This is a genomic window from Enterococcus mundtii, assembly GCF_002813755.1.
GTDB classification, from domain to species: Bacteria; Bacillota; Bacilli; order Lactobacillales; family Enterococcaceae; genus Enterococcus_B; species Enterococcus_B mundtii.
Map to the genome: position 1 here is coordinate 1991390 of NZ_CP018061.1, position 14730 is coordinate 2006119.

Here is a 14730-nt window from a genome sequence, read left to right on the forward strand (position 1 = left end):
AAATAGTTAGATCAACTACTTACCCAAACAGTCAAAGCTGGCTCTTCTTCACGAATCGACGAGACGCCATCAACCTTTACTGTTTGGGTATTTTTCTGTTTCTTACAGAAAATAAATGTATTTTCTATTTTTTCTTTTTTTATAACAGCATTTTTACAAATTTTTCGTTATACTGTAGATGGTAGATTGTTACTTGTAGGGTTGGTCTATGAGGGGCGAGTAACACTATCAGTTCGTGTTGAATAATCATCACTAGTCTGTTAATCAGCTGTTTCCTTTTTCATTCGCAGTGATGACTCCACGATTAGAAAAAGGAGTTGGTATTATGAATTTAACAAGAGATTTGATTTTTTCGATTCTCTATATCATTGGGATGGTTGGGATCATCACCTGGCGCAGGAAACAAAAAGATCCAGCGTTATTCTTTTATTGTGGTACTTGGACATTCGCATTGATGCTTACGTATTTCATTGTATTAGAGATCTTTTATGCGAGTTTTTATTTCTTGATCCCTCTCGCTTTTTTCAGTATCTTTGCTTTTTTTTACTTTACCGAAAAAAGGCGACTACTGAATGGTTTGATCTTCAATTTATTTTTGATTAGTTTCGGCGCTTATTTATTACTCTTGCTTTTTGAGACGCAGAATATCTTTATTGGTGGGATTTTTGCTTTGATTGCAGTACCTGCTCTATTGATTTTACTATTTGGTATATATATTTTGGTCGTCTTTCTCATTTGGAATGGCATCATCGTCTTAAAAAGAGAATCACGTTCACTGGCTAATCTTTTGACTTTACTACTAGGGATTGCATTAACACTATATATAGTTGCCACAGTATTTTTAATCAATTACTTGCCAGCGTGGATCAATGTTCTTCTTTCTGGTATAGCAGTCATCTTGATTTATCTGTTTATTGTCTTCTATAATTTTATGACTGTCTCTTTCTTATATCAGTTCAACCGACCACGTTATAACCAGAATTATATTATTGTATTAGGCGCAGGCCTGATCAACGGGGAACGTGTTTCTCCCCTGCTAGCTAAACGGATCGACAAAGCGATTGCCTTTTATTGGGCCCAAAGTCATGCTACGCTCAATCCACCGATTCTTTTGATGTCTGGTGGTCAAGGTGCAGACGAAAAGTTACCAGAAGCAATTGCCATGAAAAACTATGCCTTGGAAAAAGGGATTCCGGAGCGAGACATTTTAGTTGAAACAAATTCAACAACCACTTTAGAAAATATGCGTTTCTCTAAAGAATTGATGGATCGTGAATCTGGCGGTGGCGCTTATCGTGCGATTTTCAGTTCAAATAATTACCACATTTTCCGTGCAGGACTCTTTGCGAAGCAAGCACAGTTAAAAGCCAATGGTATTGGTGCAAAAACAGCCTTTTATTATTTGCCGAATGCTTTTCTTAGAGAATATATCGCGATCTTGATGTTGCACAAAAAACGTCACATGATCGTATGTGGTACTATCTTTGGACTGACTGGATTGCTAGCTTTGATCACACTTATCGCCTAAAAAAAAGAAGTTGCGTTTCATGCAACTTCTCAGATTGTAGACAAACCTTATGTAAAAATGAGGTTTGTCTTTTTTATATGTATGTTTTCAATAATTAAAGAGAAATAGCTTTGTTTTTCTAAAGAAAAACACTCCTTTCTTGCTCTGCCTTTTTTGATTTTTACTAATTTTTTCATATTTAGGCAGGCAAAAGTAAGCCCAATTTTCATGTGCATTTTTTCAATTCCTATTTGATTCGTATAACGTAATCCGTGAAATTCTTTTGCTGTACCAAAAATTCGTTCAATTGTTTCTTTTCTTTTTCTGTATAGGTCTTTAAAATTTCTTTGGTGACGTATTTCCTCACATCGTTCGATTGCTTTCGCCCAAATATGTCTGGTGATTACTTTTGTATGATTTTTTGAATTTGTACAAGTAGATAGAACAGGACAATTTTTACATTCTTCTGGATTACTTTTGTATTCTAAATATCCTTTTCGATTCGTTGTCGAATAAGTGAGGATCTTATCATTAGGACAGATATAACAATCATAATATTCATCGTAGGCATAGTCGTTCTTCTTGAAATAACCCGCTTTCGTCATGGGTCGCTTATAAGGGAAAACAGGCGTCAGCTTCTCTTCGAGAAGTAATTGAGCGATTGCTGGCGTTTTATACCCAGCATCCATAATCAATTTATCTAGAGTAAAAGCTCCTTTGAGCTTTCTAAATAAAGTAATAAACGTACGACTATCATGTAAGTTTCCTGGGTGGGTCGTATAGCCTAGTATCCAGCCGTTTTTATCACATGCTACTTGTGCGCTATAAGCAAAAACTTCTTTATGCTCACCTTTATGAAACCAACCACTTTCGGGATCAGTCGTACTTGTTTTTTTCATAGCTATTTTAGTTTCTGCGTTTGTTTCTTTTAAGGGCTTTTTTAGGCGTTTTTCTCGATCTTTTTCAATTTCTTTTGTCAATTTTTCCGTATAAAAGAAGGCTTGATCCATCACTTCGACGGATTCTTTCTTGTTTCGATTCGCATGTGCTTTAATATGCGTCCCATCAATAAAAACTTCAGAGGTATCAACGATTCCTTCCATCATACATTGTGCTAAAATCTCATAAAAGATTTGTTCAAATGTAGTGGTTCCTTTGAACCGTCTCGTATAGTTTTTACCAAATGTAGAAAAATGAGGAACTGCATCTTCTAAACCTAACCCCAAAAACCATCGATAAGCGTTGTTCACTTCAATTTCTTTGATGGTTTGTCTCATGCTTTTAATACCAAAAAAATATTGAATCATCGGTAATTTAATTAGAAGAACGGGATCTAAGCTTGGCCGTCCTTGGGTTTCATCATATTTATCTTTTACCAAATCGTAAATAAAAGAAAAATCAATAAATTGATCCATTTGTCGTAATAAATGGTCTTGGGGAACTAAGTCTTCAAGAGCAAAAAAGCCCATCTGTGCACGCTTACTCATATCTTGTTTTGAGAGCATCGGGTTACACCTCCAATTCATAGTTTTATTTTAACGTATAAAAAAAGACAAAGCACTATAAATAAGTACTTTGTCTACAATCTGAGAAGTTGCGTTTCATGCAACTTCTTTTTTTCTTTCAATCAGTAAACTATTCTCTCTGATCTTTTTTCATTGGTAAAAATAAAATCCCTTTTTTGATCATTACTTTTTGTGCGGAGTAGATTCCGTTATTTCCTGAACACATGAAACTGATCAAACAAATCATAAAAAAGAAACTAGCTGCTTCTCCTCCAAATAATTCGATCCCCATAACAAAACAAGCAATTGGTGTATTCGTCGCTCCAGAAAACACACCAATAAATCCTAATGCAGCTAGAAAAGGAATCGAAACATGCAAGATGGGCGCTAAAGTTGCCCCTAGAGTTGCGCCAATCTCAAACAAAGGGGTTACTTCCCCACCTTGATAGCCAGCGCCTAATGAAAGGACAGTAAATCCCAATTTTCCGATAAAATCATAGGCATGTGCTTTTCCGGCAAATGCATCTTGCAATAAAGGTAAACTAAGTCCTAAGTAGCGTTGTGTTTGTAAAATCAGTGCAACAACTACGACAATTCCTCCACCAATAAAATTTCTAGTGATTGGATGTTTGAACCATTTCAGATACCACTTTTTCAAAAAGACGATCGAACGACTAAAGACCCAACCAATCACGCCAAATGCGATACCCGCCACCATCAATTTGCCAAATAGAGCAGGACTCCACCCTGGAATTTCCCCCATCTTATAATGGATATGCGTGACACCAATAATTTCCGTCACAAAATTAGCAAATAAAGCAGCAAAAAAACTGGGAAAGATTGCTTCTGTTCGCATCTTTCCGATCGCTAGTACTTCAAGTCCAAACAATGTGCCTGCTAAAGGTGTCCCAAACACTGAACTAAATCCCGCACTGATCCCACTAATGATCAGCACCTCTCGTTCGATAGAACTCAATTTTAATCCTCTTGCTAGATTTTCAGCTAAAGCGCCACCCATTTGGACTGCTGTTCCTTCTCGGCCGACAGAACCGCCAAAGAGATGCGTCGTGATCGTACCGAAAAGCGTTAAAGGAATCAATCGGAGCGGGATTTTTTCTTCCCCACCATTCCCTTGATCAATGACCAGATTATTCCCACGACTGGCATTTCCACCGTATCGTTGATAAAGAAATGCAAATAATGCCCCACTAACGGGTAATAGATACAATAACCAAGTATGTGCTTCTCGTAAATCCGTCACCACGGTTAAGCTATTTAGAAAAAAAGCGGAAAGTCCTCCCATTAGTACGCCTAAACAAGCAGTGATCACTAACCATTTCAACATATATGTTCCTACTCTGAATGGACTAAGTAAACGTTGATCCATTTTTCTATTCCTCCCCACAAAAAAAGCCTACTAAAAAAACGGATTCTCCGATTTTTAGTAGGCGTCATTAGTCATCTATCGATCGACATTTAAAGGCGAACACCATCACCTATTCATTTACAGAAAGTCTATCATACATTCTCAAGAAAAACAATGGCGCTATTTTTCTTTCTTCACGATGTCTGTAAATTCATAGAATGGTGCCAGCTTTACTAGTTGCTGATTGCACTGATCACTATCATGACAAATGTAATTTCCTTTTTTAGTATACGTGCCATCTGATCCTGATTTTGTCGTAGAAAGAAACATCGAAACACTCGAAGTCTTATGGCAAATCGCGCACACTCCTTTGATGATCGTCGGAGAAAGTGTGCCATGGACACCTTGTAGCCGCTCATCTGCATAATAAAGCAGATATTTCTTCTGTGTTCCTGGATCATTCCAGCCCACATAAGTATGCTCTTTAAGATCCAATGTTTGCCAATCTGGGTGTTTCAGCTTTTTCACTTTTCGGAATATTTTTTCCACTTGGATTTTTGATGGTTGCTTGAATGGCGCAACATGTTCTTTTAAACGTTCGAGCAATTCTATCGCTTTTTCTTTTTTCAAGTTTGTGTCCATGATTTGCTTCACAAATGGTTCAAGTAAGGCGATTACATTAGGATCATTTTCTACTACCTCGTTGATTCGTTCTGTGGCTAATGCTTGAACAGTTGCGACAGTTTTTTTATCATTCACTGAATGATAGACATTTAACAGTTGCTCGATTTCTCGTTTGATAAAGAAATATTGATACGTTTTGATTGTTGTTTCCATGATTTTTTGAGTCCTTTCTTCTTTCAAAAGTAGCTACTTTGAAGAAAAAAGAGTCCTTCAACAAAGTAAGCTTAATAACTGAAGTCCTTGAACTCTGCTAAATAAGATACGTATGGCATCTTATCATCACCCCCTTTATGCTTTTTTTCATCTATGTACATTCACCTAATAAAGAGTTAACCTTATAAAACTTGTTTCGTCAACTACTTTCCCACAAAAAAACAGTCAAAGGTTTCCCATGATCGGGACCTTCGACTGTTTTCGTTCGGCTGGTCAAATAGTTAGATCGACTGTTCTTTTCCAAAATATCGTTGCCATTTTTGTTTCATTGTATCTGTTACTGGTTGCGCCGCTTCTTTCACTGCACAATACTTGTCAACAAATGTTACAATATAGCTTTCTTTGTATTTTGGTGGAGCGATCGTTGCCCCCCACATATGTTTCAAGATGATGTCGCGCTCTAAATCAGAAAGTTCAGTGATCTTTTCTGCATTTTTCACAGCGATCCTAGGATGCACATACGCATGTGTGCCTTCATCAAATTTTGTTGTACGCCAGTCATAATAGAATAGGTCATGTAAAAGTCCTGCACGTGCAGTAGCTCTTGCATCTCCCCCCCATTTTTTTGCTAATTTGTAACTATGATAAGAAACACTGATCGAGTGTTCCAATCTTGTCGAATGTACATGTTGGATATAATCAGCTAATTTTTGTACTGCTTCTGTTTCTAATAGATCTTCGATATAAGACATGTATTCTTCGTCTTCACGCCATTTTTCTGTCATAATTTTCGATCTGCCACCTTTTTGAATTTCATTTATCGTTGAAATTGTACATAGTATATCATTCATGTTCGGAATATTCTAGTGAGGTTGTTTAAAAATCCAAAAAGCTTAATAGTTCCTTAATCAAGAAGAAAGATGATACAACAATATGCCCGTAGCTACACCGACATTCAATGATTCAGCATGACCATTCATTGGGATATAGATGTTTTTATCAGTTAGCGCCAATAGTTCTGATCGCACACCTTGCCCTTCATTTCCCATAATGATCACATAATTTTTTGTTGGTACGACGGTTGGAAGAGAAACAGCTTCTTCATTGAGTTCTGTTCCGTATATCGCAAATCCTTTTTCTTTCAATTCAGGAATGAGCGCGTCTAACTCTTGTGAGATAACTGGTAAATGGTAATTGCTTCCCTGCATACTTCTTAAAACTTTGGTGCTATAAATATCAGCTGAACCTTTCCCTAAGATCACACCTGCTAAACCAAACGCATCTGCTGTTCGGATCATCGTTCCGACATTTCCAGGATCTTGGACATTGTCTAAAAGCAACCAGCCTCCTGTATCTATTGACACCTGGCTAACTTCTAACGGCATCACTGCCACGATTCCTTGTGGTGTTGGTAGATCAGAGATCACCGCCATCACCTCATCCGTGACTAAAAAGCAATCCAATGTGTGTTGTTCGACCCATGTCCCCCATTCTGACCAGCCTCTTTCAGTCAGAAAGATCTCTTTAGGTATGACTTTGGCATTCACAGCTTCTTCGATCAAGTGAAACCCTTCAAGCAGGTACTCCTGTCCTTCTTCGCGGTGCTTCTTTTTATGTAATTTTTTTATTTCTTTGATTCTAGGATTTTTTGCTGATTGAATTTTTTTCACGTTTTCCACCTCACTTCATTATAGCATGGAATCAATCGTTGGGCTTGTTAGTTTTATAAAAAATCGTTATCATAAATTTATCAAATAGAGGAAAGAGTGGTGCTTCAAATGAAAAAAGTTAAAATGAATGTTCAAGGGCGTGTCCAAGGTGTAGGTTTTCGTTATATGACAAAAATAGTAGCTGATCAATTAGGCGTGACAGGAACAGTTAAAAACGAAGAAGATGGTTCGGTGACGATCGAAGCCGCTGGTGAGGAGGAAACCATCGATCAGTTCATCAAAGAAGTCAAGCAATCACCTAGTCCCAGTGGTCGTGTCCAATATGTCGACTTACAAGAACATCCGATGATGGAAGAACGAAAGAAATTTGATGTAATTGGCTAAATTTCTCTTCTTGAACGCACATATGAAGAAAGTCGTTGTTGCCGTCTACTGACAGATGATTTTTTTCAATTGTCTGTTCTTTTACTGGTCTTCCCTGTCCCTCACATAATTGGCTAAACTTAGGGGAATTATTTGAATTTTCTATGAAGTTCATTGAATTATTCTCATATTTTTAGTATAGTTAAGCTTGTGTAAAAATTTTAAAAGAGGAAGTATTTTATGAATAAATGGAAAAATTGGTTACTAGGTTCTGGTCTTGTAACACTCTTACTTTTCTTATCTGGTTGTGTCAGAATGGACTCTGAAGGAAACCCTGATACATCTGGGATCGTCTATCGCGTATTAGTACATCCTATGGGACAAGCGATTACATATCTTGTGCAGAATTTCAACTGGTCATACGGTTGGGCTGTTATCTTGATGACTGTGATCGTGCGAATCATCATTTTACCTTTAGGAATCAGTCAATCGAAAAAGACAATGATCCAATCTGAAAAAATGCAAGCATTGAAACCTCAAGTCAGTGCCGCCCAAGAAAAACTAAAAGCGGCAACGACTCGTGAAGAACAAATGGCTGCGCAAGCGGAGATGCAACAAGTGTATCGCGAAAATGGGTTAAGTATGACTGGCGGAATCGGTTGTTTACCTTTATTGATCCAAATGCCGATCTTCTCAGCACTGTACTTCACTGCTCGCTATACAGAGGGTATCCGTGAATCGACTTTTTATGGGATCGATTTAGGGAATCCAAGTTTGGTCTTAGTTGCGATTGCCGGGATTGCTTACCTTATCCAAGGGTATATCTCAACGATCGGTATTCCTGAAGAACAGAAAAAAACGATGCGCACCATGTTGATCGTTTCACCTGCGATGATCGTCTTCATGTCGATCAGTGCTCCTGCGGGAGTGACCCTTTACTGGGTAGTCGGTGGTATCTTTAGTTGTCTACAAACATTCATCACCAATGTGATCATGAAGCCACGCTTAAAAGCACAGGTCGCAGAAGAATTGAAACAAAATCCACCGAAACAAGTCGTGACACCTCGCAAAGATGTGACACCTGAAGAAACGACGAAAACAACGAAAAAAATCAATACACAAGCAACCAAGAAAAATGCTAACGGTCGAAATGCCGGTAAACAGCAACGTAAAAAATAAAAGGTTTGGGATGTTCGCATCCCAAACCTTTTTTTGTTTCAAGCTTTCACTTGATCCGTCTTATTTTGTAATGATTTGATCCAGACTAGCAATACTTAATGCCATGTCAGCAATTTGTTGCAACTGTGCTAAACGGTTGTTACGGACAGCTTCATCTTCGACCATGACCATCGTTTGATCAAAATACTGATCGATAACTGGTCTTAAGCTGACTAATTGCTCATAGTTCTCTTTAAGTGTACGTTCCGCAAACTGAGCTTTCACTTTCTCAACTGCTTCGTACAATGCTTGCTCTGCTTCATTTTCAAATAAGCTTGGATCAATTTCATTCGTTGTTTCTTCGGCTTTTTTCGCTAGGTTCATCACACGCGTCAAAGCTTCCATCGATGGTTTGAAGTTTTCATCTTGCAAACGTTCTTTCAATAGACGTGCAGCTGCAAAAACGGTTGTCAAATTACTTTCCTTCGCATTCAAGACAGCATCGATCACATCGTGGCGAATGGCTTTTGTCATCAATCGTTGGCGTAAACGACCTTTGATAAAGTCGATCACATCACTTCCTTGAACGAAAGCTAACCCGAAACGCTCTTGATTTTCATTGATTGCCGCATTCACTTCTTGTTGTAATTGTGCCAATGGGAAAGCCCATTGTTTTGCTTCAATGATCCGAACGATCCCATATGCTTGTCGGCGTAATGCGTAAGGGTCGTTTGAACCACTTGGCACCATTCCTACAGTGAAGAAAGAGAAAATACTGTCTAATTTATCGGCAATAGCCAAGACTGCACCAATCGTTGTTTCTGGCAATTCACCTTCACTGGCGATCGGTAAATAATGTTCACGGATCGCTGTCGCAACTGCTGGATCTTCTCCATGCAACAACGCATATTTTTCACCCATGATTCCTTGAAGTTCTGGGAATTCTCCAACCATGTTCGTCACTAGGTCAAACTTATAGATTTCGCCGGCACGTTGTAATGCAGCTAGTTCTTCCCCTGATAAACCGACAGATTTACCGATAACAGATGCAATCACTTGCACACGTTGCATTTTTTCATATATGCTACCGATCTTTTCATGGAAAGTCACTGATTTCAACTTATTGACATAATGTTCGATGGGGAATTTTTTGTCTTCATTGTAAAAGAATTCCGCATCTTCTAAACGCGCAGTCAGTACTTTTTGGTTCCCACGAATAACGTTATCTAGCTTCACACGATCGCCATTTCGTACAGCGATGAAATGTGGTAAGAGTTGTCCTTCGGCATTTCGCACATCAAAATAACGTTGGTGTTCCTTCATGGAAGTCACGAGTACTTCTTCCGGTACAGACAGATATTTTTCTTCAAAATCACCAGCAAAAACAGTTGGATACTCGACTAGATTATTGACTTCTTCAAGTAGATCTTCATCAAAATCGATGTGCCAATCATTTTTTGTTGATAATTGAGTCGCTTGTTCCATGATCATTGCTCTTCTTTTTTGTGGTGAAGCAACTACAAATTGCTCAGATAGCTTTTCTTCATATTCCGCTGGATGAGCAAATGTCACATCTTCACCTAAGAAACGATGCCCACGAGAAGCACGTCCAGTTTTCACGTCTAAAAATTCAAACGGGATCACTTCTTCCCCAAATAGTGCCACGATCCAATGAATCGGGCGAATGTATTCAAAGTCAAAGGAAGACCAGTGCATTGTCACAGGGAATGTCATGCTTTTAATCACATCGATCAATCCTGTCAAGACTTCGATCGCCGGTTTGCCTTGAGTATATTTCGTCACATAAACATATTCCACACCTTTGATTTCTCGGAAGGTGATATCGTCTGTCGTCAATCCTTGCCCACGAACAAATCCCTGAGCTGCTTTAGACCAGTTGCCTTCAGCATCTAATGCGATTTTTTTCGCTGGACCTTTCACTTCTTCTTCACTGTCAGCCTGACGTTCCGGCACATTTGTTACTTTGATCGCCAAACGTCTCGGAGTAGAGAATGTCTCGATTGCATCGTAAGTCAATTGATTGTCCGTTAAAAACGCTGCTGTTTTTTCTTCTAATTGCTTCATGCTTGGTGTCACAACATGCGCTGGCATTTCTTCCAAGCCAATTTCTAATAATAAGTCCTTTGCCATCTTATTCACCTTCCTTAACAGTCGTTGGATTTTCTGATTGATTATTCAGCAATGGGAATCCAAGTTTTTCACGTTCTGCAACAAAGATTTTCGCCACAGATTTCGCCATGTTACGAATGCGAGCCAAGTAGCCAGCACGTTCAGTCACAGATACTGCACCACGAGCATCTAATAAATTGAAGGTGTGACTACATTTTAAAATATAATCATATGCTGGATGGACCAGATTTTCTTCAATACAACGTTTCGCTTCTTTTTCAAAGCGATCAAAATTACTTAATAATAATTCTTGATCACTCTCTTCAAATGAATATTTTGAGTGTTCGTATTCAGGCTGTTTGAAGATCTCGCCATATTTGACACCTGCTGACCATTCAAGATCATACACACTTTCCACTTCTTGGATATAAGAAGCTAGGCGCTCCAATCCATAAGTGATTTCTGAAGTGACTGGTTTACATGGCAAACCGCCGACTTGTTGGAAGTACGTAAATTGCGTGATTTCCATGCCATCTAACCAGACTTCCCAACCAACACCGGCACACCCCATCGAAGGGTTTTCCCAGTTGTCCTCAACAAAGCGGATATCATGTTCCAACGGATCGATCCCTAACAAACGCAAGCTTTCCAGGTAAAGTTCTTGGATATTTTCTGGTGATGGCTTCATCACCACTTGGAATTGATGGTGTTGATATAACCGGTTAGGATTCTCACCATAACGACCATCAGCTGGTCGACGTGATGGCTCAACGTAAGCGGCATTCCAAGGTTCTGGACCAATTGCTCGCAAAAATGTGTAAGGACTCATTGTACCTGCCCCTTTTTCCGTATCGTATGCTTGCATCAGCATACAACCGTTCGATGACCAAAATTTTTGTAATGTCAAAATCATTTCTTGAACTGTTTGCTTCTTACTCATATAATTACCCCTTTCATCTTAACCAAGAATCAAAAATAGTAACAAAAAAAGTCCCTATGTTTGCGTAAACAAACATAGGGACGAATATCTTCGCGGTTCCACCCTACTTCCGAGCGACTCGGCAGCTTCGTTGATCGTACTCACAAGTGCCTCTTCAAAAACCGTTAGCATTCGGCTCACACTCTCCCGAACTCGCTTGTGCCACTTGATTTTCTACTGATCTTGATCATCGTACGTATGTGAATATTGAATATCCTTCATAAATGACATTCGTCTATTGAAAAAACAATAGTTACTATCTAGGCTTTATAATAGACGTTAACCCAGTACTTTGTCAAATATTTTTGAAAAAAATCCATTGTTTCAAACAATTTTTCATTCCTCTGCAGGGTTTTCCTTCGTTGCCTCATTGGTCGGTTTCATGATATGTTCCCAACTTTTCATTTGATCAATAAACTTTTTACTTTTTAAATGGATGCCCACGTATTCTTCATATAACAGATCAATCAATTGGCGAATCTTTTGTTTCGTTTCTTCTTTGAGGTCGATCCCACTGATGCGATCATACGAGATTGCTGAGAAGAGCCGTACGAAGTGAACTGCACGTGGGTCCGCGTGATACCGATGATGATCTAACTCCCAGTGATTTTCACATAAGACGCCACCATATTTGGATGAATAATCAAATTTTCCTTGCGTCTTTCCACACACTGCACAGTGGGTCCAAACTGGCGAGATCCCGAAACGTTGCAATAATTGGATCTCAAAAATATTCGTAATGATCTCTGGGTCATCTCCTTGATCCATGCGTTGCAGTGCTTGGTGTGTGAATTGAAATAGATTCGGATCATATTGCCGATCCTCGATCGCCGCATCCACTAAGTTCAACAAATAAGTCCCGTAACCGCTAAGAAAAATATCTTCTTGTATCTTACGAAACGAGTGGACATCTTTTACACTGTTAACAAAGGACAAGCCTTCATTATGAAAATGACCAATATAAATTGCTTCCGTAAAAGGCAACAATGCGGGTGCAATCGGTTGATTTTGACGATGGATCCCCTTGACATAAAACATCATTTTTCCTGCCGATTCTGTAAATATCTTGACTAATTTATCTTTTTCCTTGTAGTTGCGACTAGAAAGGATGATTCCTTTTGATTCTGCAAGCTGACTCATCGTCACCCCTCCTCTGACTTTAACGTAGATTGCTTTTTTTAAATTGAAAAGAAGGAAAAAGTCATGCGAGCATCCGTGAAGTCGAGACAAAAGTAACTATTACTTTTATTCCAGACTCTTAATTGCTTCCATGACTTAGTTGTCCTCTAACTTCTATAACTGGATAACCGGTGTTCGAAAGTAACTCTTCAATAATAAGCCCATAAAATCAAAAATGAAAAAGCCATTTTCGATTTTCTTGTCTTATTACTCAGTGCTGAACGCTTCTTTCACAACCTTGTTTAATACTCGTCTTGACGATAACCAAAGTCTTGTAAATAGACTCGTTTGTCTCGCCAGTCTTTTTGGACTTTGACCCAGAGCTCTAGAAAGACTTTGTCCCCTAGTAGATTCTCAATGTCTCTTCTTGCTTTTGTTCCAATGTCTTTCAGCATCTTACCGCCTTTACCGATAATGATCCCTTTTTGACTATCACGCTCCACGATGATCGTGGCTTGGATATGGATTTTATTGTTCTCATTACGTTTCATCGTATCGATGACTACTGCGACTGAATGGGGTACTTCATCTCGTGTCAAAAACAAGACTTTTTCCCGAATCAATTCAGAAACGATAAAATACTCCGGATGGTCAGTGACTTGATCGTCTGGGAAATATTGCGGGCCTTCAGGCATTTCGTCCACTAAGACCTCCATCAAACGTTCGACATTGTTTCCTTCTGTCGCAGAGATCGGAACAACTTGGGCAAACTCCATTTGTGAGGAATAATCTTCAATGATCCCTAACAACTCATCTGGATGGACTTTGTCGATTTTATTGATCACTAAATATACCGGTGATTGGACATTTTTCAAGCGTTCGATGATGAAATCGTCGCCTTTTCCTCTTTTTTGATCGGCGCTGATCATGAATAGTACCGCATCAACTTCACGTAAAGCACTATAAGCTGTTTCTACCATAAAATCGCCTAAGCGATGTTTGGGTTTATGGATTCCTGGTGTATCAATAAAGATCAATTGTGCTTCAGGAGTCGTATATACTCCTTGGATCTTATTTCTTGTCGTTTGCGCTTTATCACTCATGATCGCGATTTTTTGACCAACGATCCGATTGAGCAACGTCGATTTACCAACATTCGGTCGTCCGACGATTGCTACAAATCCAGATTTATGTTCTGACATAATTACTCTCCTTTTAATTAAAAAACAGTTGATAGATTTTAGGACCAAATAAGATGATCCCAACGATCACAGCGAAGCAAGCAGTCAATAACACTGCCCCAGCTGCCATATCTTTGATTTTTTTGCCAATGGGATGAAAATGGAAGTCTGTGAACATATCCACCACATTTTCAAATACCGTATTCATGATTTCGACGATCCATACAAGAAAGACAGAAAGGAGCAACCATAGCCACTCCATCCGATCCAATTGAAAGATAAGTCCCATGATCAAAGCAATGATCCCAAGAGCCACATGTTTCTTCATATTTCGTTCTTCATCAAAAACGGTTTTGACTCCTTGTAAAGCAAACTCCACTGACATCAAAAAATGTTTGTTTTTATCTACTTTTTGTTCTTCTCTTTTATCTTTTAAGTCCATAAGCATCTAAAATCTCTTTCTGTAAGCCAAACATTTCCGCTTCATCTTCAGGTGTCATATGGTCATAGCCGTTGATGTGTAAAAATCCATGGACGGCTAAGAAGCCTAGTTCGCGATCATAGGAGTGACCATATTCTTCAGCTTGTTCTTTTGCCCGATCAATTGAGATCATGATATCTCCCAATACACGAGGCATTGGCTCATCGTCCTCTTCAAAAATCACTGGGATCTCGTCTTCACCTTCATCTTCTAACGCAAAACTGATCACATCTGTTGGTGCGTCTTTGCCACGGTACGTACGATTGATTTCTTGGATAGACGGATTATCCATGAAGGTCACCGACATTTCCGTCTCATCTGATAAAGAAAGTTTTTTTGCCGCAAATTGAAGCAATTCTTCAATTTCTTTGATTTTCGTTTCAGATACAGTGTTTGTTTCATCGATAAATGTAATATCCATTAGTCATCGCTTC

At 38.9% G+C, this 14730-nt stretch carries 14 protein-coding genes and 1 riboswitch; of the genes, 3 read left to right on the forward strand and 11 right to left on the reverse strand.

The features are described from left to right. Positions 1–325: 325 nt before the first annotated feature. Positions 326–1528 (forward strand): YdcF family protein, encoded by a 1203-nt coding sequence (locus EM4838_RS09390; RefSeq protein WP_071867472.1) that lies wholly within the window; start codon positions 326–328, stop codon positions 1526–1528. Between the two features lie 47 nt (positions 1529–1575). Here EM4838_RS09390 and EM4838_RS09395 read toward each other — a convergent pair whose 3' ends face one another. The 5 genes from EM4838_RS09395 to EM4838_RS09415 form a co-directional block, all read right to left on the reverse strand. Next, positions 1576–3012: an IS1182 family transposase gene (locus tag EM4838_RS09395; protein WP_071868096.1), complete on the reverse strand. Its 1437-nt coding sequence runs from the start codon at positions 3010–3012 to the stop codon at positions 1576–1578. Between the two features lie 130 nt (positions 3013–3142). Continuing rightward, the gene (locus EM4838_RS09400) at positions 3143–4399 is read right to left on the reverse strand and encodes a voltage-gated chloride channel family protein (protein ID WP_071866781.1); all 1257 of its coding nucleotides are present in this window, start codon (positions 4397–4399) and stop codon (positions 3143–3145) included. Between the two features lie 51 nt (positions 4400–4450). After that, positions 4451–4518: riboswitch (Fluoride riboswitch) on the reverse strand. Positions 4519–4558: 40 nt separating this feature from the next. After that, positions 4559–5215 (reverse strand): FusB/FusC family EF-G-binding protein, encoded by a 657-nt coding sequence (locus EM4838_RS09405; protein WP_071866784.1) that lies wholly within the window; start codon positions 5213–5215, stop codon positions 4559–4561. A 281-nt stretch (positions 5216–5496) separates the two neighbouring features. Continuing rightward, entirely contained in the window at positions 5497–6000 is a 504-nt protein-coding gene (locus EM4838_RS09410; RefSeq protein ID WP_071866780.1) for an HD domain-containing protein, read from the reverse strand. 123 nt (positions 6001–6123) lie between these two features. Then, positions 6124–6885 (reverse strand): TrmH family RNA methyltransferase, encoded by a 762-nt coding sequence (locus EM4838_RS09415; RefSeq protein WP_071866779.1) that lies wholly within the window; start codon positions 6883–6885, stop codon positions 6124–6126. 108 nt (positions 6886–6993) lie between these two features. On the opposite strand from EM4838_RS09415, the gene EM4838_RS09420 reads away from it, so the two are divergent. Continuing rightward, entirely contained in the window at positions 6994–7269 is a 276-nt protein-coding gene (locus tag EM4838_RS09420; RefSeq protein WP_034687338.1) for an acylphosphatase, read from the forward strand. Positions 7270–7488: 219 nt separating this feature from the next. Continuing rightward, on the forward strand, positions 7489–8427 hold the full coding sequence (gene yidC, locus EM4838_RS09425) for a membrane protein insertase YidC (RefSeq protein WP_019723692.1): 939 nt from the start codon (positions 7489–7491) through the stop codon (positions 8425–8427). 60 nt (positions 8428–8487) lie between these two features. Here the strand turns inward: yidC and glyS are convergent, their stop codons facing one another. From glyS to ybeY, 6 genes are all read right to left on the reverse strand, one after another. Then, on the reverse strand, positions 8488–10557 hold the full coding sequence (glyS, locus tag EM4838_RS09430) for a glycine--tRNA ligase subunit beta (RefSeq protein WP_071866778.1): 2070 nt from the start codon (positions 10555–10557) through the stop codon (positions 8488–8490). 1 nt (position 10558) lies between these two features. Continuing rightward, positions 10559–11476, reverse strand: a complete 918-nt coding sequence (glyQ, locus tag EM4838_RS09435; RefSeq protein ID WP_071866777.1) for a glycine--tRNA ligase subunit alpha — start codon at positions 11474–11476, stop codon at positions 10559–10561. A gap of 375 nt (positions 11477–11851) precedes the next feature. Then, positions 11852–12655: a DNA repair protein RecO gene (recO, locus tag EM4838_RS09440; RefSeq protein WP_019724240.1), complete on the reverse strand. Its 804-nt coding sequence runs from the start codon at positions 12653–12655 to the stop codon at positions 11852–11854. A gap of 281 nt (positions 12656–12936) precedes the next feature. After that, positions 12937–13836, reverse strand: a complete 900-nt coding sequence (gene era, locus EM4838_RS09445; protein ID WP_010734962.1) for a GTPase Era — start codon at positions 13834–13836, stop codon at positions 12937–12939. A gap of 13 nt (positions 13837–13849) precedes the next feature. Next, positions 13850–14257, reverse strand: a complete 408-nt coding sequence (locus EM4838_RS09450) for a diacylglycerol kinase family protein (protein WP_171845007.1) — start codon at positions 14255–14257, stop codon at positions 13850–13852. Then, the gene (ybeY, locus tag EM4838_RS09455; RefSeq protein WP_010734960.1) at positions 14241–14717 is read right to left on the reverse strand and encodes an rRNA maturation RNase YbeY; all 477 of its coding nucleotides are present in this window, start codon (positions 14715–14717) and stop codon (positions 14241–14243) included. The genes EM4838_RS09450 and ybeY overlap by 17 nt, the downstream gene beginning before the upstream one ends. Positions 14718–14730: the final 13 nt, after the last annotated feature.

Excerpts from the sequence above, each read along its gene's own strand:
- recO (WP_019724240.1), bottom strand. The coding sequence starts at position 12,655 with ATGAGTCAGCTTGCAGAATCAAAAGGAATCATCCTTTCTAGTCGCAAC.
- EM4838_RS09395 (WP_071868096.1), bottom strand. The coding sequence starts at position 3,012 with ATGCTCTCAAAACAAGATATGAGTAAGCGTGCACAGATGGGCTTTTTT.
- EM4838_RS09390 (WP_071867472.1), top strand. The coding sequence starts at position 326 with ATGAATTTAACAAGAGATTTGATTTTTTCGATTCTCTATATCATTGGG.
- EM4838_RS09450 (WP_171845007.1), bottom strand. The coding sequence starts at position 14,257 with ATGGACTTAAAAGATAAAAGAGAAGAACAAAAAGTAGATAAAAACAAA.
- EM4838_RS09410 (WP_071866780.1), bottom strand. The coding sequence starts at position 6,000 with ATGACAGAAAAATGGCGTGAAGACGAAGAATACATGTCTTATATCGAA.
- era (WP_010734962.1), bottom strand. The coding sequence starts at position 13,836 with ATGTCAGAACATAAATCTGGATTTGTAGCAATCGTCGGACGACCGAAT.
- ybeY (WP_010734960.1), bottom strand. The coding sequence starts at position 14,717 with ATGGATATTACATTTATCGATGAAACAAACACTGTATCTGAAACGAAA.
- EM4838_RS09420 (WP_034687338.1), top strand. The coding sequence starts at position 6,994 with ATGAAAAAAGTTAAAATGAATGTTCAAGGGCGTGTCCAAGGTGTAGGT.
- EM4838_RS09400 (WP_071866781.1), bottom strand. The coding sequence starts at position 4,399 with ATGGATCAACGTTTACTTAGTCCATTCAGAGTAGGAACATATATGTTG.
- glyS (WP_071866778.1), bottom strand. The coding sequence starts at position 10,557 with ATGGCAAAGGACTTATTATTAGAAATTGGCTTGGAAGAAATGCCAGCG.
- yidC (WP_019723692.1), top strand. The coding sequence starts at position 7,489 with ATGAATAAATGGAAAAATTGGTTACTAGGTTCTGGTCTTGTAACACTC.
- EM4838_RS09405 (WP_071866784.1), bottom strand. The coding sequence starts at position 5,215 with ATGGAAACAACAATCAAAACGTATCAATATTTCTTTATCAAACGAGAA.
- glyQ (WP_071866777.1), bottom strand. The coding sequence starts at position 11,476 with ATGAGTAAGAAGCAAACAGTTCAAGAAATGATTTTGACATTACAAAAA.